General features: G+C 69.6%; 20 protein-coding genes. 12 read left to right on the forward strand and 8 right to left on the reverse strand.

All coding sequences use genetic code 11. The annotated features are described in order from the left end of the window. The first annotated feature begins 21 nt into the window (after positions 1-21). The gene (gene otnK, locus V5F63_RS01490; RefSeq protein ID WP_394101359.1) at positions 22-1,314 is read left to right on the forward strand and encodes a 3-oxo-tetronate kinase; all 1,293 of its coding nucleotides are present in this window, start codon (positions 22-24) and stop codon (positions 1,312-1,314) included. Between the two features lie 176 nt (positions 1,315-1,490). On the opposite strand, the gene V5F63_RS01495 is transcribed toward otnK, so the two are convergent. From V5F63_RS01495 to V5F63_RS01505, 3 genes are all read right to left on the reverse strand, one after another. Continuing rightward, on the reverse strand, positions 1,491-4,691 hold the full coding sequence (locus V5F63_RS01495; RefSeq protein WP_394101360.1) for an efflux RND transporter permease subunit: 3,201 nt from the start codon (positions 4,689-4,691) through the stop codon (positions 1,491-1,493). A 257-nt stretch (positions 4,692-4,948) separates the two neighbouring features. Then, complete coding sequence (locus V5F63_RS01500) at positions 4,949-6,226, reverse strand: efflux RND transporter periplasmic adaptor subunit (RefSeq protein ID WP_394101361.1); 1,278 nt, start codon at positions 6,224-6,226, stop codon at positions 4,949-4,951. Between the two features lie 28 nt (positions 6,227-6,254). Continuing rightward, on the reverse strand, positions 6,255-7,097 hold the full coding sequence (locus tag V5F63_RS01505) for an alpha/beta hydrolase fold domain-containing protein (protein ID WP_394101362.1): 843 nt from the start codon (positions 7,095-7,097) through the stop codon (positions 6,255-6,257). Between the two features lie 151 nt (positions 7,098-7,248). On the opposite strand from V5F63_RS01505, the gene V5F63_RS01510 reads away from it, so the two are divergent. Next, entirely contained in the window at positions 7,249-8,169 is a 921-nt protein-coding gene (locus V5F63_RS01510; protein ID WP_209487403.1) for a LysR family transcriptional regulator, read from the forward strand. A gap of 187 nt (positions 8,170-8,356) precedes the next feature. On the opposite strand, the gene V5F63_RS01515 is transcribed toward V5F63_RS01510, so the two are convergent. Then, entirely contained in the window at positions 8,357-9,019 is a 663-nt protein-coding gene (locus V5F63_RS01515) for a sulfite oxidase-like oxidoreductase (RefSeq protein WP_394101363.1), read from the reverse strand. A 120-nt stretch (positions 9,020-9,139) separates the two neighbouring features. On the opposite strand from V5F63_RS01515, the gene murB reads away from it, so the two are divergent. The 8 genes from murB (at position 9,140) to recN (ending at position 19,829) form a co-directional block, all read left to right on the forward strand. Further along, a complete protein-coding gene (murB, locus tag V5F63_RS01520) occupies positions 9,140-10,099 on the forward strand; it encodes a UDP-N-acetylmuramate dehydrogenase (protein WP_394101364.1) in 960 nt (319 codons plus the stop codon). A gap of 97 nt (positions 10,100-10,196) precedes the next feature. Next, on the forward strand, positions 10,197-11,126 hold the full coding sequence (locus tag V5F63_RS01525) for a D-alanine--D-alanine ligase (RefSeq protein ID WP_209490122.1): 930 nt from the start codon (positions 10,197-10,199) through the stop codon (positions 11,124-11,126). A gap of 188 nt (positions 11,127-11,314) precedes the next feature. Then, positions 11,315-12,133: a cell division protein FtsQ/DivIB gene (locus V5F63_RS01530; RefSeq protein WP_245327310.1), complete on the forward strand. Its 819-nt coding sequence runs from the start codon at positions 11,315-11,317 to the stop codon at positions 12,131-12,133. Beyond that, the gene (gene ftsA, locus V5F63_RS01535) at positions 12,130-13,455 is read left to right on the forward strand and encodes a cell division protein FtsA (protein WP_394028307.1); all 1,326 of its coding nucleotides are present in this window, start codon (positions 12,130-12,132) and stop codon (positions 13,453-13,455) included. The genes V5F63_RS01530 and ftsA overlap by 4 nt, the downstream gene beginning before the upstream one ends. A gap of 85 nt (positions 13,456-13,540) precedes the next feature. Continuing rightward, a complete protein-coding gene (gene ftsZ / locus V5F63_RS01540) occupies positions 13,541-15,343 on the forward strand; it encodes a cell division protein FtsZ (protein WP_394101365.1) in 1,803 nt (600 codons plus the stop codon). A 502-nt stretch (positions 15,344-15,845) separates the two neighbouring features. Then, positions 15,846-16,781, forward strand: a complete 936-nt coding sequence (gene lpxC, locus V5F63_RS01545; protein WP_209487407.1) for a UDP-3-O-acyl-N-acetylglucosamine deacetylase — start codon at positions 15,846-15,848, stop codon at positions 16,779-16,781. Between the two features lie 474 nt (positions 16,782-17,255). Next, positions 17,256-18,140: an outer membrane protein assembly factor BamD gene (locus V5F63_RS01550; protein WP_394101366.1), complete on the forward strand. Its 885-nt coding sequence runs from the start codon at positions 17,256-17,258 to the stop codon at positions 18,138-18,140. A 6-nt stretch (positions 18,141-18,146) separates the two neighbouring features. Next, positions 18,147-19,829: a DNA repair protein RecN gene (gene recN, locus V5F63_RS01555; RefSeq protein ID WP_394101367.1), complete on the forward strand. Its 1,683-nt coding sequence runs from the start codon at positions 18,147-18,149 to the stop codon at positions 19,827-19,829. Positions 19,830-19,846: 17 nt separating this feature from the next. On the opposite strand, the gene arfB is transcribed toward recN, so the two are convergent. After that, the gene (arfB, locus tag V5F63_RS01560) at positions 19,847-20,269 is read right to left on the reverse strand and encodes an alternative ribosome rescue aminoacyl-tRNA hydrolase ArfB (protein ID WP_394101368.1); all 423 of its coding nucleotides are present in this window, start codon (positions 20,267-20,269) and stop codon (positions 19,847-19,849) included. Positions 20,270-20,324: 55 nt separating this feature from the next. Further along, a complete protein-coding gene (olsB, locus tag V5F63_RS01565) occupies positions 20,325-21,443 on the reverse strand; it encodes a l-ornithine N(alpha)-acyltransferase (RefSeq protein ID WP_394028304.1) in 1,119 nt (372 codons plus the stop codon). A 324-nt stretch (positions 21,444-21,767) separates the two neighbouring features. On the opposite strand from olsB, the gene V5F63_RS01570 reads away from it, so the two are divergent. Then, the gene (locus V5F63_RS01570; protein ID WP_209487410.1) at positions 21,768-22,376 is read left to right on the forward strand and encodes a hypothetical protein; all 609 of its coding nucleotides are present in this window, start codon (positions 21,768-21,770) and stop codon (positions 22,374-22,376) included. A 104-nt stretch (positions 22,377-22,480) separates the two neighbouring features. Here the strand turns inward: V5F63_RS01570 and V5F63_RS01575 are convergent, their stop codons facing one another. Further along, on the reverse strand, positions 22,481-24,013 hold the full coding sequence (locus V5F63_RS01575) for a YifB family Mg chelatase-like AAA ATPase (protein ID WP_209487411.1): 1,533 nt from the start codon (positions 24,011-24,013) through the stop codon (positions 22,481-22,483). Positions 24,014-24,150: 137 nt separating this feature from the next. Here V5F63_RS01575 and V5F63_RS01580 point away from each other — a divergent pair, with 137 nt between their 5' ends. Next, positions 24,151-24,933 carry a class I SAM-dependent methyltransferase gene (locus tag V5F63_RS01580; RefSeq protein ID WP_394028302.1) on the forward strand — a complete coding sequence of 261 codons (783 nt, stop codon included), beginning with the start codon at positions 24,151-24,153 and terminating at the stop codon, positions 24,931-24,933. A gap of 6 nt (positions 24,934-24,939) precedes the next feature. Here V5F63_RS01580 and V5F63_RS01585 read toward each other — a convergent pair whose 3' ends face one another. Further along, positions 24,940-25,251, reverse strand: coding sequence for a polyhydroxyalkanoic acid system family protein (locus V5F63_RS01585; protein WP_209487413.1), 312 nt, complete (start codon positions 25,249-25,251; stop codon positions 24,940-24,942). Positions 25,252-25,328: the final 77 nt, after the last annotated feature.

Genomic DNA, 25,328 nt, shown 5'->3' on the forward strand with positions numbered 1-25,328 from the left:
CAAGAGCCCAAGGGATTTCCCATGCCCCTCACCCTCGGCGTCATCGCCGACGACTATACCGGCGCCTCCGACCTCGCGAACACCCTGTCGAAGGAGGGCGTGCGCACGGTCCAGACCATCGGCGTGCCCGATGCCGCGCTGGCGCTGCCCGATGCGGATGCCGTGGTCGTCTCACTCAAGAGCCGCTCCATCCCGGCGGATGAGGCGGTGGCGGTGTCGCTGGCGGCTTATGAGTGGCTGAAATCGCGGGGGGCCTCGCACATCCTGTTCAAGGTCTGCTCCACCTTCGATTCCACCGACGCGGGCAATATCGGGCCGGTCACCGATGCCCTGCGCCTCGCCACCGGCGCGGCCATCGTGCCGGTGACCCCGGCGTTCCCGGAGACCGGGCGCACCGTCTACATGGGCCATCTCTTCGTCGGCGACGTGCCGCTGAACGAGAGCCCACTGAAGGACCATCCCCTCAACCCCATGACCGATTCGGACCTGAAGCGCGTGCTCGCCCGCCAGAGCGCGGGCCGGGTCGGACTGGTGCCGCTGAAGGATGTGGCGGCGGGCGCAGATGCGGTGTCCGCGCGGCTGGAGCATCTGGCGCTGGATGGACGCACGGCGGCCATCGTGGATGCCGTGTTCGACCGGGATCTGGAGGCGGTTGGCGTCGCGGCGGCGGCCCTGCCGCTCTCCACCGGCGCGTCGGGCCTCGGCCTCGGACTGGCGCGGGCGCTGATCGCGGACGGGCGGGTGCTGCGGCAGGCGAGCGACGGCGCGGCGCTGGCGGCGGGCATCGGCGGGTATGCGGCCGTGGTCGCGGGAAGCTGCTCGAAGGCGACGCTGGAGCAGATTGCCATTGCGGAAGGACAGATGCCGGTGCTGCGGCTCTCCGCCGAGCGCCTCGTCACCCATCCCGAGGCGGAGGTCGCCGCCGCTCTGGACTGGGCGAAGGCGCGCCTCGCGTCCGGGCCGGTGCTCATCGCCGCGAGCGGAGCGCCGGAGCAGGTGGCGGAGGTGCAGGCCCGCTTCGGCCGCCATGCGGCGGGCGTCGCCATCGAGCACGGCACGGCGGCGATTTCCGAAGGGCTGGTGGCGGCCGGCGTGCGCCGCCTCGTGCTGGCCGGCGGGGAGACCTCCGGCGCGAGCGTGGACCGGCTGAAAATCCCCGCCTTCCTTGTCGGCCCGGAGATCGCCCCCGGCGTGCCGCTGCTGCGCACCGAGGGCCAACCGGGCGAACCCATGGTGCTGGCGCTGAAATCCGGCAATTTCGGCGGGCCGGACTTCTTCGCGAAGGCGTTGGCGATGATGGGTGTGGCCGTCTGAGGCGGACGCCCAGGGGGGCGCCTCACATCCTCTTGCTTGGCTGCGGCTCCCCTCTCCCCTCGCGGGAGAGGGGTTGGGGGTGAGGGGGCTGGCGCCGCAGTTCCGGCCGTTGTGCCAACGGCAGAAAATACCCCTCACCCCGGCCCTCTCCCGCAAGGGGAGAGGGGGATCTCATCTCACTCCCCCGGCTGGAGCGCGTGTGCGGCCGGCTCCTCGCCCGCCGGGGCGTGCCCGTGCTGCGTGAGCGGCCGGTTCCCCGCCAGCCCGCGCAGCATCACGTAGAACACTGGCGTCAGGAAGATGCCGAACACCGTCACGCCGATCATGCCGGCGAACACCGCCGTGCCCATGGCCTGCCGCATCTCCGCACCCGCGCCGATGGAGGTAACGAGCGGCACCACGCCCATGATGAAGGCCAGCGAGGTCATCAGGATGGGCCGCAGCCGGAGCCGGCTTGCCTCGATGGCGGCCTGGACCGGCGTGCGGCCCTCGAATTCCAGCTCGCGGGCGAATTCCACGATCAGGATCGCATTCTTCGCCGAGAGCCCCACCAGCACCACGAGGCCGATCTGGGTGAAGACATTGTTGTCCCCGCCCGCGAGCCACACGCCGGTCATGGCGGCGAAGAGGCCCGTCGGCACGATCATGATGATGGCGAGCGGCAGGACGAGGCTTTCGTATTGCGCCGCCAGCACCAGGAACACGAGGAAGATGGCGAGCGGGAAGACGAACACCGCCGAATTGCCGGCCAGGATGTCCTGGTAGGTCAGTTCGGTCCACTCGAAGGAGAAGCCCTTGGGCAGGGTCTCCTTGGCGATGCGCTCCACCACCTGCTGCGCCTCGCCCGAGGAGAAGCCCGGGGCGGCGCCGCCGTTCACGTCGGCGGAGAGGAAGCCGTTGTAGCGCATGGCCCGCTCCGGTCCCGCCGACGAACGCACCTTGAGCAGCGCGGAGAGCGGGATCATCTCGCCCGTGGCCGAGCGCACCTTCAGCGTGCCCACGTCCTCGGCGCGGGCGCGGAAGGGGGCGTCGGCCTGGACCCGCACGGTGTAGGTGCGGCCGAACTTGTTGAAGTCGTTCACATAGGACGAGCCGAGATAGATCTGCATGGTCTCGAACACATCGGTGACGGCGACGTTCAGCTGGCGCGCCTTCACCCGGTCGATGTCGGCGAAGAGCTGCGGCACGTTCACCTGATAGGACGAGAACAGGCCGGCCAGCTCGGGCGCCTGCCGGGCGGCGCCAAGGAAGGCCTTGGTCGCCGCGTCGAGGGCGGCATAGCCGAGGCCGGCGCGATCCTCGATCTGCAGCTTGAAGCCGCCGATGGTGCCGAGCCCCTGCACCGGCGGCGGCGGGAACATGGCGATCATCGCGTCCGGGATGCCGGCGAACTTGCCGTTCAGCTTCATGGCGATGGCATTGCCGTTCAGCCCCGGGTCGCGCCGCGCCTCGAACTCGTCGAGGCCGACGAAGACGATGCCGGAGTTGGACGAGTTGGTGAAGCCGTTGATGGAGAGGCCGGGGAAGGCGATGGCCGACTTCACGCCCGGCTCCTTCAGGGCGATGTCGCTCATCTTGCGGATCACCTCCTCGGTGCGGTCGAGGGTGGCACCGTCGGGGAGCTGGGCGAAGCCCACCAGATACTGCTTGTCCTGCCCCGGCACGAAGCCGGGCGGTACCGCCTTGAACAGCACGCCGGTCAGCGCCACCAGCACGATATAGAGGCCGAGCATCAGCACCTTGTGGCCGATGGTCCGGCGCACCACCGAGCCATAGGCGCTCGACCCGCGCACGAAGGCCTTGTTGAAGCCGCGGAAGAACCAGCCGAACGCGAAGTCCATGACCCGCGTGAGCCGGTCCTTGGGCGCGTCGTGACCCTTCAGCAGCAGCGCCGAGAGCGCGGGCGAGAGGGTCAGCGAGTTGACGGCCGAGATCACTGTCGAGATGGCGATGGTGAGGGCGAACTGCTTGTAGAACTGGCCCGTGAGGCCGGTGATGAAGGCCAGCGGCACGAACACCGCGATCAGCACGAGGGCGATGGCGATGATGGGCCCGGACACCTCCCGCATGGCCTTGTAGGTGGCCTCGCGTGGGGAGAGGCCGCCCTCGATGTTGCGCTCCACATTCTCCACCACGACGATGGCGTCATCCACCACGATGCCGATGGCGAGCACCAGGCCGAACAGCGTCAAGGCATTGATGGAGAAGCCGAACACGTACATCACCGCGAACGTGCCGACGATGGACACCGGCACCGCGAGCAGCGGGATGATGGAGGCCCGCCAGGTCTGGAGGAATACGATCACCACCAGCACCACCAGCGCCACGGCTTCCAGCAGCGTGTGGACCACGGCGTCGATGGAGGCGCGCACGAACTGGGTGGTGTCGTAGACGATGGAATAGTCCACGCCCTCCGGCATGTTCTGCTTGATCTCCTCCATCACCCGCCGCGTGTCGTCGGCGATGCGGATGGCGTTGGAGCCCGGCGCCTGGAAGATCGGCACCGCCACCGCCTGGGTGTTGTTGAGGAGCGAGCGCAGGGCATATTCGGATGCGCCGAGCTCAATGCGCGCCACGTCCTTCAGCAGCACGATCTCGCCGTTGGTGCCGCTCTTCACCACGATGTTGGCGAACTCCTCCTCGTTGGCGAGGCGGCCTTGTGCGTTGATGGAAAGCTGAAGGTCGAGCCCCGGCGCGCCGGGTGATGCGCCGACCACGCCGGCCGCCGCCTGCACGTTCTGGGCGCGGATCTCGCGCACCACATCGGCGGCGGAAAGGCCGTGCTCGGCCACCTTCTGCGGATCGAGCCAGATGCGCATGGAATAGTCGCCCGCGCCGAACAATTGCACCTGCCCGACGCCCTCGATGCGGGCGAGGCGGTCCTTCACGTTCAGCACCGCGTAGTTGCGCAGGTAGGTGGTGTCGTAGCGGTTGTTGGGGGAGATGAGGTGCACCACCATGGTGAGGTCGGGCGAGGACTTCACCGTGGTCACGCCGAGGCGCCGCACCTCCTCCGGCAGCCGCGGCTCGGCCTGGGAGATGCGGTTCTGCACCAGTTGCTGGGCCTTGTCCGGGTCGGTGCCGAGCTTGAATGTGACGGTCAGCGTCATGATGCCGTCGGTGGTCGCCTGGCTCGACATGTAGAGCATGTCCTCGACGCCGTTGATGGATTCCTCCAGCGGGGTCGAGACCGTCTCGGCGATCACCTTGGGGTTGGCGCCGGGATAGGTGGCGCGCACCACCACCTGCGGCGGCACCACCTCGGGATATTCCGAGATGGGCATGGCCCGCATGGCGATGAGGCCGGCGAGGAAGATGAGGACGGAGAGCACGCCGGCGAAGATCGGGCGGTCGATGAAGAATCTGGACAGGTTCATGGAACCCTCCCGCCACGCGGCGGCTGGATGAAAACGGGCGAAACGCGGAACGCAGCCGGTACCCCCGCTGCGGTGCGCGCGGGAATATGTCCGGCAATGGGGGTGAGGGGCTGCACCGGGCGAGGGGGCGTTTACGCCCGGCGCAGCCCTCTCCCGACCCCCTCCGTGCGGGGAGGGGGCGAGGGGGAATTTTCAGCCGTCATCCCCCGGCGTGTCCGGGGGATGACCCGGGCAAGCCGGGCCATGACGGGCCAGGGTTAGCGGACGGTCGAGGTTGCAGCCTCGCTCACCCGCATGGGGACGGGCTCCGGCGTCACCGCCGCGCCGGGGCGCACGCGGTGCAGGCCGTTGACAACGACGCGCTCACCGGCCGAGAGGCCGTTGGTGACGACGCGCAGGCCGTCAACCGGGGCGCCGAGGGTCACCTCGCGCCACACTGCGGTGTTCGAGCCGTCGACCACGAAGACGAACTTCTTGTCCTGGTCCGTGCCCACGGCGCGCTCGCTGACGAGCACGGCGGGCGCGGCCTTGGGCTGGCCCATCTCCAGCCGCACGAACTGGCCGGGCAGGAGCCGCCCGTCCGGATTGGCGAAGCGGGCGCGGACACGCACGGTGCCGGTGCGCGGATCGACCTGATTGTCCACCAGCTGCATGACGCCTTCCACCGGCGGCGTGCCGGCGGCGACGGTCATCAGGACAGGGAGCTGGTCGAGCCGGTCGGCCACGTCACCGCCGCCGCCGAGGCCGGCGAGGGCGCGGGCGACGGTGCCCTCGTCGGCGCTGAAGCTGGCGTAGATGGGATCGACCGAGACCAGCGTGGTCAGCACCGGCGCGCCGGGGCCTGCGGCAACGAGATTGCCCACTGTGATCTCCGACTTGCCGACGCGGCCCGAAACCGGGGCGCGGACCTTGGTGTAGGAGAGATTGAGCTTCGCCGCCGCGAGCTTCGCCTGCGCGGCCCTCAGGCCGGCCTCGGCGGCGCGCTGGCCGTTGAGGCGTTCGTCCAGGGTGCTCTGGGAGAGCGTCTTGGTGGTGAACAGCTTCTCGCCGCGCTCCAGCTCGCTGCGGGCGAGGTCCAGCCGGGCCTGCACGGAGGCAACCTGCGCTTCGGCCTCGGCCACGTCCGCCTCATAGGTTTCGGAATCGATGGAGACGAGGAGTTCGCCTTCCCGCACCAGCGCGCCCTCGCGGAAATGCACGGCCTTGATGGCGCCGGCGACGCGGGAGCGCACCTCCACCCGCTCCACCGCCTCCAGGCGGCCGGAGAAGGTGTCGAACAGGCGCGCCTCGCGCTGCTCGACCGTGGCCACCGAGACCGGAACGGCCGGCGGGGCGGCTGTCGCGGCGGCGGGCTTGTCGGCGTGGGCGCCGCCTTCCTTGGGCAGCCCATAGAGGACGCCGAACACCGCGAGGAGCGCGGCGGTGCCCAGCAGCAGGGCCTCCCGGAGGCGGGACTTCTTCGCGGCAGCGGGCTTGTCGGCGGCCGACACGGGGGTGGGGGGCGTAACGTTCGGAGCGGAGTTCGGAGCGGTCATGGCGGGGCAGTCCTTGGCGGTCGGTCTGTCAGAGGACGGCCGGATCGGCCTTGAGCCGACCGGTCCGTGAAGCGGGACGCGTGGAAACGAAGAAATCGCGGAACAGGTCGCGCATCGCGCCCGTCCAGGCGGCCGGTTTCGGCGCCGGACACGAGATGCTGTCGGGCCATTCGGTCGGCCCCGGCAGGATGTGCACGCAGGTCGGAACGCCGGCCGAGGCGAGCGCGCCGGCATAGCGCCGGCTCTCGTCGCACATGGGGCAGTCCTCGGCGCTCACCACCAGGGCCGGCGGCAGAGCGCCGAGGCGGGAGGAGGCGAGGGGCGCCGCATAGGGATGGGCCGCCTTCTCGGGCGAACCGAGATAGGTCTGCCAGCCGTCCGCCCACTTGCAGCCGCAACTGCCGGCGTCGGCGCGGCGGATGGAGGCGGTGGCGAGGCTGGGGTCGAGCATGGGCGAGACGAGGATCTGCCCGGCGATGGGAGGGGAGCGCTGGTCACGCGCCATCATGGCGAGGCCGGCGGCGAGGTTGCCACCCGATTCCTCCCCCGCCAGATAGAGCGGTGCGCCGCGCCCGGCGAGTTCGGCCCGGCGGCGATAGACCTCTGTGACGGCGGCAAACAGCGCGGTCAGCGCGAAGGGAAACGGGTGCTCGCAGGCCAGCGGATAGTCCGCCGAGACCACCACCGCCCCGGCCGCCGCGAGAATGCCGGAGATATAGGCTCCGCACTCCAGCGTCCCGCCGGTGAAGGCGCCGCCGTGCAGGTGGAAGACGAGCGGTGCGGACCCCTTCGCCGGACGCGACCCGTAGAGCCGCGCCGGCAGCGTGCCGGTCCCGGTCTCGAGGGTTATGGTCTGGCTGGTGGGAGTCATCTGCCTCGTCCTTTCGGGCGGTAAGCCATTCTTCGGCCGTCACGCCCTTGTGCGATGCGGAAACCATATTGGCGATCTAGAAGGGGATAAACCGCCAGTTCATGAGTTCATTGTTCACTTATGGGAATAATGATGCATTTGAGGGCTTCGGATGGACCAGCTTGCTGCAATGCGCGCATTCACCCGTGTTGTGGAGACGGGGAGCTTCACGCGCTCCGCCGATCTCCTGCGGATGCCCAAGGCGACGCTCACCAAGCATATCCAGACGCTTGAGGCGCACCTGCAGACCCGCCTCCTCAACCGCACCACGCGGCGGGTGACGGTGACGCCGGACGGGGCGGCCTATTACGAGCGGGCGCTCGCCATCCTCCACGACATCGATGAGCTCGACGGTTCGCTCTCCTCGGCGCAGGCCGTGCCGCGCGGAAAGCTGCGCATCGACATCTCGCCCTCGCTCGCGACGCAACTGCTGATGCCGGCGTTGCCGGATTTCGTCGACCGCTATCCCGACATCGCCGTGGACGTGGGCTGCACCGACCGGCCGGTCGACCTTCTAAGCGAGAATGTGGACTGCGTTATCCGCGTTGGCGAAATTCGGGATCCGAACCTCGTGGCGCGGCGCATTGGCGTGCTGCGCTTCGTCCTGGCCGCGTCGCCCGGCTATCTCGCGCGTTACGGCGTCCCGAAGCATCCGCTCGACTTCGAGGAGACGCACAAGCTCGTCCGCTATTTCAGCCAGCAGAGCGGGCGCTACCACCCCTTCGATTTCACCCGTGGCGACGAGGTGGTGGAACTGACCGGGCGCTACAACGTCGCTACCAATGACGGCAACGCCTATATCGCGGCGGCGTTGGCCGGCATGGGCGCGATCATGTCGCCCACCTTCCAGGTGGAGGAGCACCTCGCCTCCGGGGCGCTGGTGCCCATCCTGCCGGACTGGGAGGCGGGCGAGATGCCCATCCATGTGGTCTATCCGCCCAGCCGCCACCTCACCAGCCGGCTGCGCGTGTTCGTGGACTGGGTGGCCGAACTCTTCGCCCGCTCCGAGGTCACGCGCCGCCGCGCGGCGTGAGGGCGACCTCAATCGCTCCTCTTTCCCGCTTCCTCTCACCCCGTCATCGCCCGCCTTGTGCGGGCGATCCACGTTTCGGCCAGAGCGGTCAACGGCTTGCGGGCACGTGTCCCGCGGCGGGGTGGATGGCCCGGACAAGCCGGGCCATGACGGTGCTCGGGGAGGGGCGCCTCAGGGTGGCGCGCCCTCAATCGTCCGAATAGCGCTGCTCGGCCCATGGGTCGCCGCGCATGTGGTAGCCGCGCTCTTCCCAGAAGCCGGCCTTGTCGCGGGCGATGAACTCGATCGCCTTGATCCACTTGGCGCTTTTCCAGAAGTAGAGGTGCGGCACCACGAGGCGCGCGGGCGCGCCGTGCTCCTGCGTCAGCGGGCGGCCGTCCCAGCTGTGAGCGATGAGGGCGTCCTCGGCGGCGAAGTCGGCCAGCAGCAGGTTGGTGGTGTAGCCGTCATAGCTGTGCAGCATCACCGCCGCCGCGTGGGGGGCGGGACGCACGGCTTCCAGCAGGTCGCGGGTGAGCACGCCCTCCCAGGTATTGTCATAGCGCGACCAGGTGGTGACGCAGTGGATGTCGCTGAGGCTGCGGCTCTGCGGCAGCGCCGAGAAGGCGGCCCAGTCGAGGGAGAGGGTGGTCTCCACCGCGCCGGTGACGTCGAGGCGGAAGGATTCGCGCGTCACCACCGGCTGGAGCCCGAGGTCGAGCACCGGCCAGTCGCGCACCAGATGCTGGCCGGGCGGCAGGCGCTCGGCGTCGGGGCGGGCGACGCGGCCGGTGAGGAAGCGGCCTTCCTCGGCCCAGCGTTGCTTGGTGGTGGTGAGCTTGGTGTCGGGCGGAAGCGCGTCTTCGCTCATGGTGGGCAGCTCCAGGCGAACGGAGCCGCATGATGCCACGTCGGAGGCCATGGGGAAATCGCCCGGCTTGCCCTGCCGCCGCATGTGTGGGAGAGGCACGCCCGAAGGACCGGTGACACCATGAGCATGGCCGAGACCAGCGGGGCGGCCCCCGCCGCATTCCCTGATCTTCTGCCCGCCTTGCGGCCGCTCCTGCCGGAGCTGCGCGGCACGCTCACGGCCAATGCGCCGCTGGCCGATTTCACCTGGTTCCGCGTCGGCGGCCCGGCCCAGCTCCTGTTCCTGCCGGCCGATGCCGACGACCTCGCCTATCTCCTGGCTCATATCCCGGCCGATCTTCCGGTGACGGTGATCGGCCTCGGCTCCAACCTCATCGTGCGTGACGGCGGCGTGCCCGGCGTGGTGATCCGCCTCGGCCGCGGCTTCACCGATGTCGCGGTCGAAGGCACGCGCATCGTCGCGGGCGCTGGCGTGCCGGACGTGAAGGTCGCCCGCGCGGCGGCGGATGCGGGACTTGCCGGCTTCTCCTTCCTGCGCGGCATCCCGGGCGCCATCGGCGGCGCGCTGCACATGAACGGCGGCGCCTACGGCGGCGAGACCAAGGACGTGCTGGTGGAGGCCGAGGGCGTCACCCGCGCCGGCGCTAAGGTGCGCTTCACCAACGCCGAGATGGGCTTCACCTACCGCCATTGCGGCGTGCCGGACGACGTGATCTTCACCCGCGCCACCTTCGAAGGCCGCCCTGGCGACCCGGCCGAGATCGCGGCCGAGATGGCCAAGATCACCGAGAGCCGGGAGGCGACCCAGCCCATCAAGAGCCGCACCGGCGGCTCCACCTTCAAGAACCCGCCCGGCACCAGCGCCTGGAAGCTGGTGGACGCCGCCGGCTGCCGGGGCCTCACCATCGGCCGCGCGCAGGTGTCGGAGCTGCACACCAATTTCCTCATCAACCTCGGCGGCGCCACGGCGTCCGAGATCGAGGGGCTGGGCGAGGAGGTGCGGCGGCGGGTGAAGGAGACGTCCGGCGTGACGCTGGAGTGGGAGATCAAGAGGATCGGGCTTCCCCTCTCTCCCGCCTGAGCCGTTAGCAAAACCTAAAACCGGACCGCGCCATGGTGCTGGCGCAAAGCTGCTCTCTTCAGGGCGGGTGCCGGCGCGCGCCGGATTCGGAACGGGAATGACGTCGATGGCGAAACACGTCGCGGTGCTGATGGGCGGCTGGTCCTCCGAGCGGGAAGTCTCGCTCAATTCGGGCGCCGCCTGCGCCGCCGCGCTGGAAGGGGCCGGCTACCGCGTGACGCCGGTGGACGTGGGCCGCGATGTCGCCGAGGTACTGGCCCGCCTCAAGCCGGACGTGGTGTTCAACGTGCTGCACGGCGCGCCGGGCGAGGACGGCACCATTCAGGGCATCCTCGAAATCCTGCGCATCCCCTACAGCCATTCCGGCGTGCTCGCCTCGGCGCTGGCCATGGACAAGGCGCAGGCGCGCATCATGCTGGCCGCGGCCGGCGTGCCGGTGGCGAAGGGCGGAATCGTCAGCCGCGCCGAGGCGGCGAAGGCGCATGTGATGGCGCCGCCCTATGTGCTGAAGCCCAATGCGGGCGGCTCCAGCGTCGGCGTGTTCATCGTGCGCGAGGATCAGGCCCACCCGCCGCAGGAACTCACGCGCGAGGACTGGCCCCACGGAGAAAATCTTCTTGTGGAGGAATTCATTGCCGGGCTCGAGCTGACCTGCGCCGTGATGGGCGACAAGGTCTTTGATGTCATTGAAATTGAATCGACCCAGGCGTTTTACGATTACGAAAGCAAGTATGCACCGGGAGGATCACGCCACATCCTTCCCGCGCGTATTTTACCCGAAATTTACCAACGGGTGCAGATGTTAAGCCTCATGGCACACCGAGCTCTCGGGTGCCGGGGGGTGTCGCGGAGCGATTTTCGCTTCGATCCATCGAAGGGCGATGCCTCCGGCCTCGTCTGTCTCGAGGTCAACACCCAGCCTGGCATGACGCAGACGTCTCTGGTGCCGGAACTGGCCGCTCACGCGGGCATCTCATTCGGCGAGCTTGTGACATGGATGGTGGAGGACGCGTCGCTGGATCGCTAGGACCCCGCCCCGGCGCGGGCAGGCGACCCCCGCAGCGCCCAGGCGAGCGCCAAGGAGCGGGCTACGGCGCACGGCCGGACACCGCGCCCCGCGCCGCTGCGCCGCCGCCCGGGCGGCACAAGCGCCTCGCCATCGATACAAGGCCGGCCAGCCGCCTCGCGCTTCTCCTGCGTCGTCTTTCGGTGCGCATGTCCACCTCGCGCCTCGGCCGGCGCAGCGCCAGCCTGCTCGCCATCGCGGTGATCGGCGGCTTCTCCGCCTACGGCACCGTGCTCGGCGGCCATGTGGAGGAGGCGAAGACCATCGCCCTCGACGTGGCCGACGCGGCGGGCAACGTGGCCGGCTTCAAGGTGAAGGAAGTCAACATCTCCGGGCACAATCACGTCACGCCGGCGCAGATCCTGGAGACGGCGGGCATCAAGTCCTCCACCTCCATCCTCTTCCTGAACGCGGATGAGATGCGCACGCGCCTCGAGGCGATGCCCTGGATCGCCAGCGCCAGCGTGCGCAAATTCTATCCCGACCGGATCGAGATCGCGGTCTCCGAGCGCCAGGCCTATGCGCTGTGGCAGATCAACGGCGAGCTCAAGGTGATCGCCCGCGACGGCATCCCCATCGCGCCCTATTCGGACGATCCGCGCTACGTGCAACTGCCTATCGTGGTGGGCGAGGGGGCGCAGAACCATGTGGGCGAGATCGTCGACGTGCTTGCGCGCCTGCCGGCGCTGAAGGAGCAGGTGCGCGCTGCCATCTTCGTCGCCGAGCGGCGCTGGACGCTGAAGACGCGCAACGGCATCGACGTGCGCCTGCCGGAACAGAATCTGGAGGCGGCGCTCGTCTCGCTGATGGATCTCGACCGCGAGAAAAAACTGCTCAGCCGCGACATCACCATCGTGGATCTGCGCCTGCCGGATCGCGTGGTGGTGCGGCAGTCCGAAGCTGCTGCCGCCGCCCGCGCCGAAATGCTCAAGGCCCGCGCCAAGGCAAAGAAGGGAGGCCCCGCATGAGGGGACGGCTCGCCCAGGGCTTCGCACCGAAGATGCGCCCGCTGCCGCCGAAGAAGGGCGGCATCGTCGGGGTGCTGGACATCGGCACCAGCAAGGTGGTCTGCGCCATCGCCCGCCTGAAGCCGCGCGGCGCCTCCGACGTGCTGACGCGGCGCACCCACGCCATCGACGTGCTCGGCATCGGCCACACCCGCGCCCACGGCATCAAGGGCGGCGCGGTGGTGGACATGGCCAAGGCGGAACTTGCCATCCGCCAGGCGGTGGACATGGCCGAGCGCGCCTCGGGCGTGCAGATCGCCTCCGTGGTGGTCGGCGTCTCCGGCGGCCGGCTCGCCTCGCAGCATTACGAGGCGGCTGTGCGCCTCTCCGCCCCGGCGGTGGAGGAATTCGACATCCGCCGTGTGCTGGAGGCCGCCTCCACATATGCGGTGGGCGACGGCCGCGCCGTGATGCACGCGCTCCCCGTGGGCTATTCGCTGGACGGCCGCAGGGGCATCGGCGAGCCGTGCGGCATGCTCGGCCGCGAGCTTGGCGCCGACATGCACGTCATCACCGCCGACCTCACCGCGCTGAAGAATCTCGTCCTGTGCGTGGAACGTTGCCATCTCTCCATCGAGGCCATGGTGGCGGCGCCCTATGCGGCGGCGCTCTCCTCGCTGACCGACGACGAGATGGAGCTGGGCGTCACGCTCATCGACATGGGCGCCGGCACCACCACCTTCTCCATCGTCGCCGGCGGGCACTGCCTCTATGTGGACGGCGTGGCGCTGGGCGGCCAGCACATCACGAACGACGTCGCCCGCGGCATGCCCGCGCGCCTCGCCGATGCCGAGCGCCTGAAGGCCCTGCACGGTGCCGTGGTGGCGGTCTCCTCCGACGATCACGACATGCTGACCGTGCCGCCCCTGTCGGGTGATTCGCGCGACCAGCCGCACATGGTCCCGAAGTCCCGTCTGGTCACCATCGTGCGGCCACGGGCGGAGGAAATCGTCGAACTGTTGCGCGATCGCCTCAGGGCCTCCGGCCATGCCGGGGATGCCGGCCGGCGCATCGTGCTCACCGGCGGCGCGGCGCAGCTTCAGGGGCTTGCCGATCTCGTGGCGCGGGTCATCGGCCCGCAGGTGCGAATCGGCCGCCCGCTTGGGGTTTCCCGTCTTCCCGAGGCGGCGCGCGGCGCGGCCTTCGCGGTGACGGCAGGTCTTCTCGTCTATCCGCAGGTGGCAGGGCTCGAACACTTCGAGCCGCGTCGGCGGCAGGCGGCAGTGGGCGAGGGACCGGGCTATTTCGGTCGCGTCGGCCGCTGGCTGAAGGACAGCTTTTAGACATGGTTAACGAAAGCTGCCGTAACAAAGAGGTCATCAAGGATTCGCGAGCGGCGGACAGGGCCGATCGGGACGGAGCAATAGCATGACGATCAACCTTCAGATGCCCGACATTCGTGAGCTTCGTCCCCGGATCACGGTGTTCGGTGTGGGCGGCGCCGGTGGCAACGCCGTTAACAACATGATCACCTCCGGGCTCCACGGCGTGGAGTTCGTGGTGGCGAACACCGATGCCCAGGCCCTCGCCCTGACCAAGGCCGAGCGCGTGGTGCAGATGGGTGTCGCGGTGACCGAGGGTCTCGGTGCCGGCTCCCAGCCCGAGGTCGGCCGCGCCGCCGCCGAGGAAGTCATCGACGAGATCCGCGATCACCTGTCCGGCTCGCACATGGTCTTCATCACCGCCGGCATGGGCGGTGGGACCGGCACCGGCGCCGCCCCCGTGGTGGCCCGCGCGGCCCGCGAGCTCGGCATCCTGACCGTCGGCGTGGTGACCAAGCCCTTCCACTTCGAGGGCCAGCGCCGCATGCGCGTCGCCGAGCACGGCATCAGCGAGCTGCAGAAGAGCGTCGACACCCTCATCGTCATCCCGAACCAGAACCTGTTCCGGGTGGCGAACGAGAAGACCACCTTCGCCGACGCCTTCGCCATGGCCGACCAGGTGCTCTATTCGGGCGTCGCCTGCATCACCGACCTGATGGTGAAGGAAGGCCTCATCAACCTCGACTTCGCCGACGTCCGCGCCGTGATGCGCGACATGGGCAAGGCCATGATGGGCACGGGCGAAGCCTCCGGTGACAAGCGCGCCATCCAGGCTGCCGAGGCCGCCATCGCCAACCCGCTGCTGGACGAGACCTCCATGCGCGGCGCCGGCGGGCTGCTGATCTCCATCACCGGCGGCAAGGACATGACCCTGTTCGAGGTGGACGAGGCGGCGACCCGCATCCGCGAGGAAGTGGACCCCGACGCCAACATCATCCTCGGCGCCACCTTCGACGAGATGCTCGACGGCATCATCCGCGTCTCGGTGGTGGCCACCGGCATCGATCCGGCGGTGATCCCCGAGCAGCTCCAGCCGGTCGCCGACCGCTTCCCCGAGCTCGCCGGTCGCAAGATCTCCAACGCCGGCCGGGCTGCCGTCGAGGCGACCCGCGAGGCGCAGATCCGCAGCGCCGTCGCCGCGATCCAGGCCGAGGACCTGATCGCCATGGAGGACGCCGCGCAGAAGGCGCAGGCGCCGCAGGGCTATGCCCCGCAGGCTCCGCAGGGGTACGCGTCTCAGGCCTATGCCCCCCAGACCCAGCAGGCCCCGGCCGAACGCGCCGTCGCCATTGACGACGTGACCATCCGCACCGCGCCGCCGAAGCCCACCTATTTCGCCGAGCCGGAGCCCGCGCCCCAGCCCGCGCCGATGATGGAGGACGAGTTCGCCCCCTACATCCCGCCGGCCGGCCAGCGTCCGCGGTCCCCGCGCATGCCCCGCGTCGACGAGCTGCCGCTGCCCGCGCAGAACCAGATCCGCGCCCAGCGGGGCGAGCCGCCGGTGGAGCAGGCCCAGCCCGACAAGAAGCGCATGACGCTGCTGCAGCGTCTCGCCCACGTCGGTCGCCGCGAGGAGCCGGAACCCGAGCCCGCGCGCCGCGAGCAGCCCAGCATGCGCGCCCCCGAGCGCCGTCCCGAGCAGCAGCGCCCCGATCCCCGCGCCGAAAGCCGCGGCGAGCCCCGCGATGCCCGCCCGACCATGCCCTCGCGCGGTGGTGAGCCGCCGGTGTCCGAGTTCGCCAAGCGCCCGCCCATGCGGCCGGCCGCCGAGGTGCCCTCGCGTCCCGGCCCGCACCATGACGACGACCAGCTGGAAATCCCGGCGTTCCTGCGCCGCCAGGCGAACTGAGGGTCTCGGACCAAGTCCGGTACCTGAAAGTGTGACGAAGGATTGGCCGGTGCCGGTGTTCCCGGCGCCGGTCGCGTCCACCCCGGGCCGTTTTCAAGGCCGATCGGTGGCAGCGAACATGCCCGGCGCGGGGCGGCCTCGAATGGCCTGTACCCTGTGGCATCTGCGCAACATCTGTCCTGATTCGTGTGCTTCCAACCCTCCGGAAGGCTGTAACACGGGCCTCTCCGGCACCTTTAAATTCGCCGCTAACTATTTGATAGTTAATCAGAAATTGAAAATGAGGGTTCGTAACAGAGGGTAAGCAAGCGTGATTTGGCGTCACCCCCCGTGACGACTAGGGTGCACCCATCCTAAGGGACCGACTCGCCGACCGTGTTGACACTTTCTTTGTACAACCGGGGCGAAAGTTGGGACCCAAGGTGAAGGTTTGAGGGAAGGAGTGCGGCAAGCGGGTCACACCTGTTAGCCGGAAACTTCCCCGAAACGGGACGCACCAAAGATGCAGACCACTCTGGCTCGCGAGATTGCACTGAAGGGTGTCGGCGTACACGCCGGGGTCGAGGCGACCATCACCCTTAAGCCCGCGTCCGCGAACACTGGTGTCGTATTCATCCGCTCCTTCGCCGATCAGGCGCCCCGCAAGGCCACCGTCAGCCGCCGCTCCGTCCAGGCCACCGACCTCGCCACCGTGCTCGGCGATCGCTCCGGCGCTCTTGTCTCCACCGTCGAACATGTCCTCGCGGCCCTGAGCGGCCTCGGCGTGGACAATGCCACGGTCGAGATCGACGGCCCCGAAGTGCCGATCCTCGACGGCAGCGCGGGCGATTTCGTGGCCGCCATCGACGCCGCCGGCGTCGCCGAGGTGCGCGGCCGCCGCAAGTTCCTCAAGGTGCTCAAGCCCGTCCGCGTCGAGAATGGAGCGTCCTTCGGCGAGCTTCTCCCCTACGAGGCCGGCTTCCGCCTCGAGGTCGAAATCGAGTTCGGCCACGAGATGATCGGCCGCCAGCGCTTCGCCGCCACCATGTCTCCGGCCGTGTTTCGCCGTGAGCTGGCTTCGGCCCGCACCTTCGGCTTCCTCAAGGATGTGGAGCGCCTGCGCGCCGCCGGCTACGCCCGTGGCGCCGCCCTGGAAAACACCGTCTGCCTTGATGAGGGCGGCGTGCTGAACCCCGAGGGTCTGCGCTTCTCCGACGAATTCGTCCGCCACAAGGCGCTCGACGCGGTGGGCGACCTCGCCCTCGCCGGCATGCCCCTGCTGGCCCGCTACCGCTCCTTCCGTGGCGGCCACAAGCTGAACTTCCAGGTGGTGGACGCCCTCCTCGCTGACCGCGCCAACTATGCCATCGTCGAGGCTCCGGTCCGGCCCGTCCGCGACACCGTCGGTGCCGAGATCGGCGTGTCCAGCCCGGTGCCGGTGTTCGCCCCGGAGATCTGAGTTTTCCGCACTTATTTGCGGCGGCGCCCCTGCGGGCGCCGTTTTGCTTTTCGGGGTCTGGATTCTTTCGAGATGACCCAGCGGTCTCAAGCGGCCGTTCGCATGCGAAGTATTAACCCCATCCCGATTTAGATGCCCGTCGGCGCCCGCGATTGCGGGAGCGGGCGTGGCGGGGTGGCCACACCCGGGCCACGGAACGGGCCGCGGAGCGTCCGCCGCCACATTGCCGACCGAAAGCACCGATAGCGCGGAGGGGCTGTTTTCCTGCCGTCGCCATGGGTGCGGGGACCAGGGCATCCGGACCGGGCGCGGGCATCGCCGGCGGCGGCTCGGACGAGGGGGAACGAGCAGGGAGCGTGCCGAGGAATGGGGCGGAGGCGCCCGGTCGGCGGTCTGTCGGCCGCGCGGTTTTCCCCGGTGCGGTCCTTCGGGTACAAGCGACGCCGTAAGGCGCGGGACGGAAGCTGAACCGTGATGCGATTCTTGAATGATGTCCTGCCCACGCGCACGCTTTTCCGCGGCGGCGCGTTGGCGCTCGGTCTGCTGCGCGGCGGCGCGCTGGTTCTGGCGGTGGCCATGGGCCTGCTGGTGTCCGGCTGCGCCAGCGACAAGGACGACACCATTCCGCCCGATGAGCCGGCCGAGAAGATCTACAACGAGGGCCTGACCCTGCTGCGCCGGCAGGAGCCGGAAAAGGCCGCCCGGCGATTCGAGGATGTGGACAAGTCCCATCCCTATTCGGAGTGGGCGCGCAAGGCGCTCCTCATGACCACCTATTCCTATTTCGAGGCCGGCAAGTACGACGAGGCCATCGGCATCGGAAAGCGCTACATCGCGCTCTACCCCGGCTCGGCGGACGCCGCCTACGCGCAATATCTCGTCGCCTCGGCGCTCTACGAGAACATTCCCGACATCACCCGCGACCAGCGCAAGACGCGTCAGGCGCTCGATGCGCTGGAAGACGTGGTCCGCAAGTATCCCAACACGGAATACGCCGCCACCGCCAAGAAGAAAATCGAGGTCGCCCGCGACCAGCTCGCCGGCAAGGAGATGGCCATCGGCCGCTACTATCTGGAGCAGCGCAATTACACGGGGGCCATCAACCGTTTCAAGGTGGTCGTGACGCAATACCAGACCACGCGCCAGGTTGAGGAAGCCCTCTACCGCCTCACCGAGTGCTACATGGCCATGGGTATCATCGGTGAAGCGCAGACCGCCGCCGCCGTGCTTGGCTATAACTTCCCCGACAGTACGTGGTATAAGGACGCCTACAGGCTGGTTCAGTCCGGAGGGGGCGAGCCGCAGGAAAACAAGGCGTCCTGGATGAGCCAGGCGTTCAAGAAGATGGGGCTCGGCTGACGATCCATGCTGGCGACGCTCTCGATCCGGGACATCGTCCTCATCGAGAAGCTCGATCTCACCTTGTCCGAGGGCCTCACGGTCCTGACAGGTGAGACGGGTGCCGGCAAATCGATACTGCTCGATGCCGTGTCCCTCGCCCTCGGCGGGCGGGGGGATGGCGCGCTGGTGCGCCACGGCCAGCCCAAGGGGCAGGTGACCCTCACCTTCGATCTCGCACCCGACCATCCCGCCCACGCCATCCTCTCCGCCGCCGAACTGCCCGACGAAGACCAATTGGTGATTCGCCGCATCCAGATGGCGGACGGGCGCACCCGCGCCAGCGTCAACGAGGAGGCGGTGAGCGTGCAGACGCTGCGCCTCATCGGCGCCAGCCTCATCGAGCTGCACGGCCAGCACGCCGACCGCGCCATGGTGGATGCCGCGAGCCACCGCCTCCTGCTCGATGCCTTCGGCGCCCTTGCCCCGCAGGTCGCGGCCGTCGGCGAGCTATGGCGGGCGTGGCGGACCGCGCTCACCGAGGCGAAGGACGAGCGGGAACGGCTGGAGATCGCCGCCCGCGAGGCCGATTTCATCCGCCACGCGGTGGAGGAACTTGGCGCGCTCGGTCCCGAGCCGGGCGAGGAACTCGCGCTGTCCGAGCGGCGCACCGCCATGATGCGCTCCGAGAAGATCGCCGGCGATCTCGACGAGGCGCTGGATGCGATCTCCGGCGGCGGCTCGCCCGTGCCGTCGCTGGCCGCCGCCGTGCGCCGGCTGGAGCGCCGGGCCGGCGACGCGCAGGCGCTGGTGCGCCCGGCCGTCGAGGCCATCGACCTCGCGCTCGATGCACTGGAGACCGCGCGCCAGCATCTGGAAGCCGCCCGCGCCGATGCCGATTTCGACCCGCGCGAGCTGGAGCGCATCGAGGAGCGGCTGTTCGCGCTGCGCGCCGCCGCCCGCAAGTATCACGTCAGCGCCGACGATCTGCCGGCCCTGGCTGCCCGCTACCAGTCCGATCTGGAGCGCCTCGACCGCAGCGCCGCGACGCTGGCGCGGCTGGAAGCGAGCGTGGCCGAGGCGGAGGGCGCCTATCGCGCCGCGGCGGAAAATCTCTCCCGCGCCCGGCACAGCGCCGCCGCCGTGCTCGACAAGGCGGTGGCCGCCGAGCTGCCGCCCCTGAAGCTGGAGCGGGCGAGCTTCATCACCCGCGTCACCAGCGATGCCGCAGCGGCAGGACCGGCCGGGCAGGACCAGGTGGAATTCTGGGTGCGCACCAATCCCGGCACCCGTCCGGGCGCGCTGATGAAGGTGGCCTCCGGCGGCGAACTGGCGCGTTTCCTTCTGGCGCTCAAGGTCGTGCTCGCGGATCGCGGCTCGGCACCCACCCTGATCTTCGACGAGATCGACACCGGCGTGGGCGGCGCGGTGGCCGACGCCATCGGCCAGCGGCTCGGCCGCCTCGCCGAGCGGGTGCAGGTGCTGTGCGTCACCCACGCGCCGCAGGTCGCCGCCCGCGCGCGCAACCACCTCCTCATCGCCAAGGCGAGCGTTGAGGATGTGGTGGATCCCGATGCGCCCGTCACCACCCGCGTCAATGCGCTTACCGCCAGCACCCGGCGCGAGGAGATCGCCCGCATGCTCGCCGGGGCAACCGTGACCCAGGAAGCCCGCGCCGCCGCCGACCGCCTGCTGAAGGCGGCGCGCTGACGGGCTGCTAGATCCTCTCAGTCCGCGTCGGGCTTCGATTGCCGCATGGATTTCACCTGACCACGCCGGTCCTTGGCTGCGAGGCGCCGTTCCTTGGAGGCGAGGGTGGGCCGTGTCGGCCGCCGCACGGGCATCACCACCGTGGCGGCGCGGAGCAGCTCCACGAGGCGCTCGATGGCGTCCTCGCGGTTGCGCTCCTGGGTGCGGAAGCGCTGGGCCTGGATGACGATGACTCCATCCTGCGTCATGCGCCGGCCGGCGAGACGGGCAAGGCGCATCTTCACGCCCTCGGGCAAATTGGGCGAGCGCGCCGCATCGAAGCGCAGCTGAACCGCGCTCGACACCTTGTTGACATTCTGCCCGCCGGGCCCGGACGCGCGCACGAAGGCGAGTTCGATCTCGTCCTCGGCGATGGCGATGCGGGGCGTGATCTCGATCATGGCGCCCTCTCCTGAGGGCGCCGCTTATGCACCGCCCTGCGCGGCCTGCCAACGCTCAGATGGCGTGACGGTTCGCGGTGGGGCCGAAATGCTCCACGTAGCGCGGGCTGATGACGGACACGGGCAGGATGATGAGCACGTCGGTGGTGCCGAACTGATGATCGACCACCGCGCCGTCGCCGACGAAGCCGCCCAGCCGCAGATAGCCCTTGATGAGGGGCGGCAGGGCCTGCAGCGCCTTCTTCATGTCGATGTCGGCCTTGGCCATGCGGTCCATGGAGACGTGTCGCCCCTCCACCGCCCGCGCGCGCCATTCCTCCGGCGCCAGGGCATTGTGGTGGAGGAAGGAGAGCGGCAGGGCGAGTTCCGTCGGATCAGTGCCCTCGAGGCTCGCGCAGCCGAACATGGCGTCGATCTTGTTGCGCAGGATGTAGGTCCACACCCCGTGCCACAGCAGCTCCACCGTGCGCTTGTTGCGATAGGGCTTGAGCACGCAGGAGCGGCCCAGCTCCAGGAAGCGCAGGGTCGGGTGGGAGCCGATGACCCCGCCCACGTCGAACTCGCCCTGGGTGTAGAAGCCGCCGTGGCGGTTCGCCACCTCCTGCCGCAGCAGCCGGTAGGTGCCCACCACCTTGGGCTTGCGCCGGCCGAGCACGATCTTTCCAGCGTCGTGGTCCAGCACCAGGATGTGGTCGCAGATGGTGTCGAAGCTGTCCATGTCGCGCCGGGCGAGGCGCGCCGGGGCGTCGGGGGTCGCCGACATCTCCTCGTAGAAGACCTTGTAGCGCAGGCGCTGGGCGCGGCGCACGTCGCGCGCGGTGCGGGCGAGCCGCACCTCCAGCGCGCCGAGGCGGCCGAGGACGATGCTCTCGGGCTTGGTCGGCACCGCATCGCGGTGGCGCAGCCCGGAATAGGCGCGCAGGTCGGTCACCAGCTTTTGCGGGGCCGGGAGCGCGGGGCGGCCGGCGGGCGTCGCCTGCTGGGCGCGCAGGAAGGGGAAGGCGCCGGGCTCGGTGCCGAACGGGGTCACGGCCCCCTCGCGGCCGAAGTCCTTCTTCAGGTCCTTGGCGAAATCGCGGGCAAAATCCCGTGCGGCGTCGCGGGCGACATCGAAACCGCGGCCGAACAGGGCCGGCAGGTTGAAGCCGGGATCCGGTTGTCCCATCCGTTTCATCGCAACGACCCCCACTCCGGGCCGCCGCCGCTGGCAGGCGTGCCGCAACCAACGCTTGGTATCGCCCTGCCGCCCGAGCGCCGTCCGGGGCAGCTACCCGGCCGACGCGCCGCACGGGCTGCGAGGAGCGACCTGGAAGATGCCCCGCTTAAGGCGGGTGCCCAGGACTTGAACGCCAGCATCACCATAGTTTTCCGACGCCACTGTGACAATGGGTGGACCGCTCACGCCAAAGCCTCGCGGACGCGCCTTGCCGCTACGGTGCCTCGGATGGTAGCGGCAGGTTTCCGGCGCGTCAGCGCCCGTGATTCGTTGGGGGACCAGATGATTTCGAACCGCACGCATCTTTCGGCCGTGCTCCTCGCCGGGCTCGTCCTTTTCGCGCCGGCCGGCCTCAAGGCGCAGCAGCGCCCGGCGCCGGTCGAGGTGACGCAGGTCTTCGTTCAGGGCATCGGGCAGGTGAACGTGCTCGCCTACAAGGCCAAGTTCGTCTCGGCTGATCCCGCCACCCGCCGCGTGGTGCTGGAGGATCCCGCCGGCCGCCGCTGGGCGGTGATTGCGCCCCCGCTGCTCGGCGACCTTTCGCTCTACCGGGTCGGCGAGAACCTGCTCATCCGCGTGGCGCCGGGCGTCGTCACCGCCCTCGGCAAGGCGCACCAGGGCCGGCCGGGCGAAGTGATGGCGGAGGTTGCCATCAACGACGGCCTCCCGGGCTGGCCGGAGGGCTTCGGCATCCGCGAGGTGAAGCTGACCTCCATCTTCGTGGGCCTCGACCCGGCAGCCGGCACCGTGACCTTCGAGGGGCCGGACGGCAACGTCCGCGTGGTCCGCGCCGCCAACGACAAGGTGCTGGCGGACGTGCAGAACGTGCGGCCGGGCGATCTCGCGCAGATCACCTATATCGAGGGCCTTGCCGTCAACGCCATGCGCTGAGGCGGAGGACCCTCAGAGCGATCTCCCGGCATCGGACGGTGCCGGGAGAGCGCGCTCCGCGGTGCGGACTGCGCAAGGCGCTGGCCAACGGCCCCGCCCCGGATCTATGCCGCAGCCCGCGGCCGCTCCGCCGCGGCGCGATAGGCGAGAGCTTCCGCCAGATGGCGGCGGCCCACCCCGTCCGCGCCGTCGAGATCGGCGAGCGTGCGCGCCACCTTCAGCACGCGGTGGTAGCCGCGGGCGCTCAGCCGCATGGCGTCGGCGGCATCGCGCAGCAGGATCGCGCCGGCCGAATCGGGCGTCGCCACAGCTTCCAGCAGCGGGCCTGAGGCCTCGGCATTGGTGCGCACATCCGGCCGGCCAAGGGCGGCATAGCGCTCCAGCTGGATCTCCCGCGCCATGGCGACCCGCGCCGCCACCTCCCGCGAGCCTTCGGCCGGCGCCGGCAGCACAAGATCGGAGGCTGAGACCGATGGCACCTCCAAATGGATGTCGATGCGGTCGAGGAACGGCCCGGAGAGCCGCGCCTGATATTCGTCGGCGCAGCGCGGTCCGCGCTTGCAGGTGAAACCGGGCTCCCCGGCGCGGCCGCAGCGGCACGGGTTCATGGCGGCGATGAGCTGGAAGCGCGCCGGATAGGTAACGCGATGGTTGGCGCGGGCGATGAGCACCTCGCCCGTCTCCAGCGGCTGGCGCAGGGAATCGAGCACCTGCGGCGTGAATTCCGGCAGTTCGTCGAGGAAGAGGACACCATTGTGGGCGAGCGAGACCTCGCCCGGCTTGGCCTTGGCGCCACCGCCGACCATTGCCGCCATGCTGGCCGAATGGTGCGGCGCGCGGAAGGGCCGGCGGTCCATCAGGGCACCATCCTCGATGGTGCCGGCCACCGAGGCGATCATGGACACGTCCAGCATCTCGGCCGGCGACAAAGGCGGGAGGATGGAGGGCAGGCGCTGGGCGAGCATGGACTTGCCCGCGCCCGGCGGGCCAACGAACAGGAGGTTGTGGCCTCCCGCCGCGGCCACCTCCAGCGCCCGCTTGGCAGTCTCCTGGCCCTTCACGTCGCGAAGGTCGAGCATGGTGTCTCCGGGCGGCTTCATCCGCGGCTCGGGCCGGCTCATCACCTGGCGGCCGGTCATGTGGTTGGCGAGCTGGATCAGCGACTGCGGGGCGAGAATCTCCATGTCGGGGCTGGCCCAGGCGGCCTCCGCGCCGCACGGCGCGGGGCAGATGAGGCCGTGCCCGCGCGCATTGGCGCCGATCGCCGCCGGCAGCACGCCGGCTACTGCCGCGATGGCGCCGTCCAGCGCCAGCTCGCCCACCACCGTGAAGCCGGACAGCGCATCGCCGGGAATGGCGCCGATGGCGGCCATCAGGCCGAGCGCGATCGGCAGATCGTAATGGGAGCCTTCCTTGGGCAGGTCGGCGGGAGCGAGGTTCACCGTGATGCGCCGCGCGGGCAAAGCGAGCCCGGAGGCGATCAGCGCGGCGCGCACGCGCTCCTTTGCCTCGGTCACCGCCTTGTCTGGAAGACCGACGATGGTGAAGGCCGGCAGGCCCGCGGCCACATGCACCTGCACATCCACCGGACGCGCCTCGACGCCCTCGAACGCGACTGTTGCCACCCGCTGGATCACAGCCGCCCCCTGCCTGCTGCCCGTCTGCATCCCAAGGTAGCGAAGCCCGCTTTGCTCTGCAAGAACGAAAGCGGAACAATCGCGCTTGCGCCGAGCGGCGCCGCGGCTATGCTGGCGGAAGAAACGGGAGATCAGCCATGGCCGCCGAAGGTGCAGGCGCGCGCAGTCACGAGGCGCATGTGGTCGAGATGTTCGGCCCCCAGGCCGCTGCCTATGTGGCGAGCGCCGTCCATGCGCGTGGCGCCGACCTCGATGCGCTCAAGGCCCTCGTGGAAGAGGCGCGCCCCGCCCGGCTGCTCGATCTCGGCTGCGGCGGCGGTCATGTGAGCTTCACCGCCGCGCCGTTCGCGGGCGAGGTGTTGGCCTACGATCTGTCCGAGGACATGCTGGGCGCCGTCGCCGCCGAGGCCAAGTCGCGCGGCCTAGCCAATATCGCCACGCGGCAGGGCGTCGCCGAGCGCCTGCCCTTCGCCGACGCCAGCTTCGACATGGTCGCCTCGCGCTACAGCGCCCATCACTGGCGCGACGTGCCCCACGCCCTCGCCGAGGTGCGGCGGGTGGTGAAAGAGGGCGGGCAGGTGGTGATGATGGATGTGATCGCCCCCGAATGGCCGGTGGCCGACACCTTCCTGCAAACCGTCGAACTGCTGCGCGATCCCTCCCACGGGCGGGATTACAGCGCCTCCGAATGGACCCGCTCCGCCGAGGAGGCGGGGTTTCGGGTGGTGCGCACGGCGCACCGTCGCCTGAGGCTGGAGTTCGCGTCCTGGGTGGCGCGCATCCGCACGCCGGAACTGCACGTGGCCGCCATACGCTCCCTCATGGCCGGCGCGAGCGCGGACGTGGCAACCCATTTCGAGTTCGAGCCGGACGGTTCCTTCTCCATCGACACGCTCACCCTTGAGCTGGAGACGGCCTGAACCGGCCTATTTCTTCTCCAGCATGAGCCGGCCCTGCTTCTGGATGAGATCCTTCGCCTTGCGGGCGACGAGATCCAGCATGAAGGGCAGCTCCACGGAGAGGTGCACGGCGTCATCCGCCACCTGAAGCTTGCCGCTGGCGGTCTGGCCGAGGGCGGCGATGCGGAAGTCGAGGTGCTCGCCCGTCCAGGTTTCCTCGAGGATGGAGATGTGGCGGGAAAAGCGCTCGCGCGCGCCGCTCAGCCCCGCCTGCAGGCGCCGCGTCGCCTCGGCCTTGCCGAGTCGGTGAGGAATGGAGGCGGTGAAGGGCTGTGCCATGATCGGTCCTGTCATGTGCCGCTGTGCGTTCCGCTGGTTAACGCCCGAGGACGCGTGGCGGTTCGCGCGGCGAGCCG

Source organism: Xanthobacter wiegelii (assembly GCF_043193855.2).
Lineage (GTDB): Bacteria > Pseudomonadota > Alphaproteobacteria > Rhizobiales > Xanthobacteraceae > Xanthobacter > Xanthobacter flavus_A.

What these genes read in the sequence shown, in the direction of transcription:
- otnK (WP_394101359.1), top strand. Translation starts at nt 22, where the DNA reads ATGCCCCTCACCCTCGGCGTCATCGCCGACGACTATACCGGCGCCTCC.
- V5F63_RS01495 (WP_394101360.1), bottom strand. Translation starts at nt 4,691, where the DNA reads ATGAACCTGTCCAGATTCTTCATCGACCGCCCGATCTTCGCCGGCGTG.
- V5F63_RS01500 (WP_394101361.1), bottom strand. Translation starts at nt 6,226, where the DNA reads ATGACCGCTCCGAACTCCGCTCCGAACGTTACGCCCCCCACCCCCGTG.
- V5F63_RS01505 (WP_394101362.1), bottom strand. Translation starts at nt 7,097, where the DNA reads ATGACTCCCACCAGCCAGACCATAACCCTCGAGACCGGGACCGGCACG.
- V5F63_RS01510 (WP_209487403.1), top strand. Translation starts at nt 7,249, where the DNA reads ATGGACCAGCTTGCTGCAATGCGCGCATTCACCCGTGTTGTGGAGACG.
- V5F63_RS01515 (WP_394101363.1), bottom strand. Translation starts at nt 9,019, where the DNA reads ATGAGCGAAGACGCGCTTCCGCCCGACACCAAGCTCACCACCACCAAG.
- murB (WP_394101364.1), top strand. Translation starts at nt 9,140, where the DNA reads ATGAGCATGGCCGAGACCAGCGGGGCGGCCCCCGCCGCATTCCCTGAT.
- V5F63_RS01525 (WP_209490122.1), top strand. Translation starts at nt 10,197, where the DNA reads ATGACGTCGATGGCGAAACACGTCGCGGTGCTGATGGGCGGCTGGTCC.
- V5F63_RS01530 (WP_245327310.1), top strand. Translation starts at nt 11,315, where the DNA reads ATGTCCACCTCGCGCCTCGGCCGGCGCAGCGCCAGCCTGCTCGCCATC.
- ftsA (WP_394028307.1), top strand. Translation starts at nt 12,130, where the DNA reads ATGAGGGGACGGCTCGCCCAGGGCTTCGCACCGAAGATGCGCCCGCTG.
- ftsZ (WP_394101365.1), top strand. Translation starts at nt 13,541, where the DNA reads ATGACGATCAACCTTCAGATGCCCGACATTCGTGAGCTTCGTCCCCGG.
- lpxC (WP_209487407.1), top strand. Translation starts at nt 15,846, where the DNA reads ATGCAGACCACTCTGGCTCGCGAGATTGCACTGAAGGGTGTCGGCGTA.
- V5F63_RS01550 (WP_394101366.1), top strand. Translation starts at nt 17,256, where the DNA reads ATGCGATTCTTGAATGATGTCCTGCCCACGCGCACGCTTTTCCGCGGC.
- recN (WP_394101367.1), top strand. Translation starts at nt 18,147, where the DNA reads ATGCTGGCGACGCTCTCGATCCGGGACATCGTCCTCATCGAGAAGCTC.
- arfB (WP_394101368.1), bottom strand. Translation starts at nt 20,269, where the DNA reads ATGATCGAGATCACGCCCCGCATCGCCATCGCCGAGGACGAGATCGAA.
- olsB (WP_394028304.1), bottom strand. Translation starts at nt 21,443, where the DNA reads ATGAAACGGATGGGACAACCGGATCCCGGCTTCAACCTGCCGGCCCTG.
- V5F63_RS01570 (WP_209487410.1), top strand. Translation starts at nt 21,768, where the DNA reads ATGATTTCGAACCGCACGCATCTTTCGGCCGTGCTCCTCGCCGGGCTC.
- V5F63_RS01580 (WP_394028302.1), top strand. Translation starts at nt 24,151, where the DNA reads ATGGCCGCCGAAGGTGCAGGCGCGCGCAGTCACGAGGCGCATGTGGTC.
- V5F63_RS01585 (WP_209487413.1), bottom strand. Translation starts at nt 25,251, where the DNA reads ATGGCACAGCCCTTCACCGCCTCCATTCCTCACCGACTCGGCAAGGCC.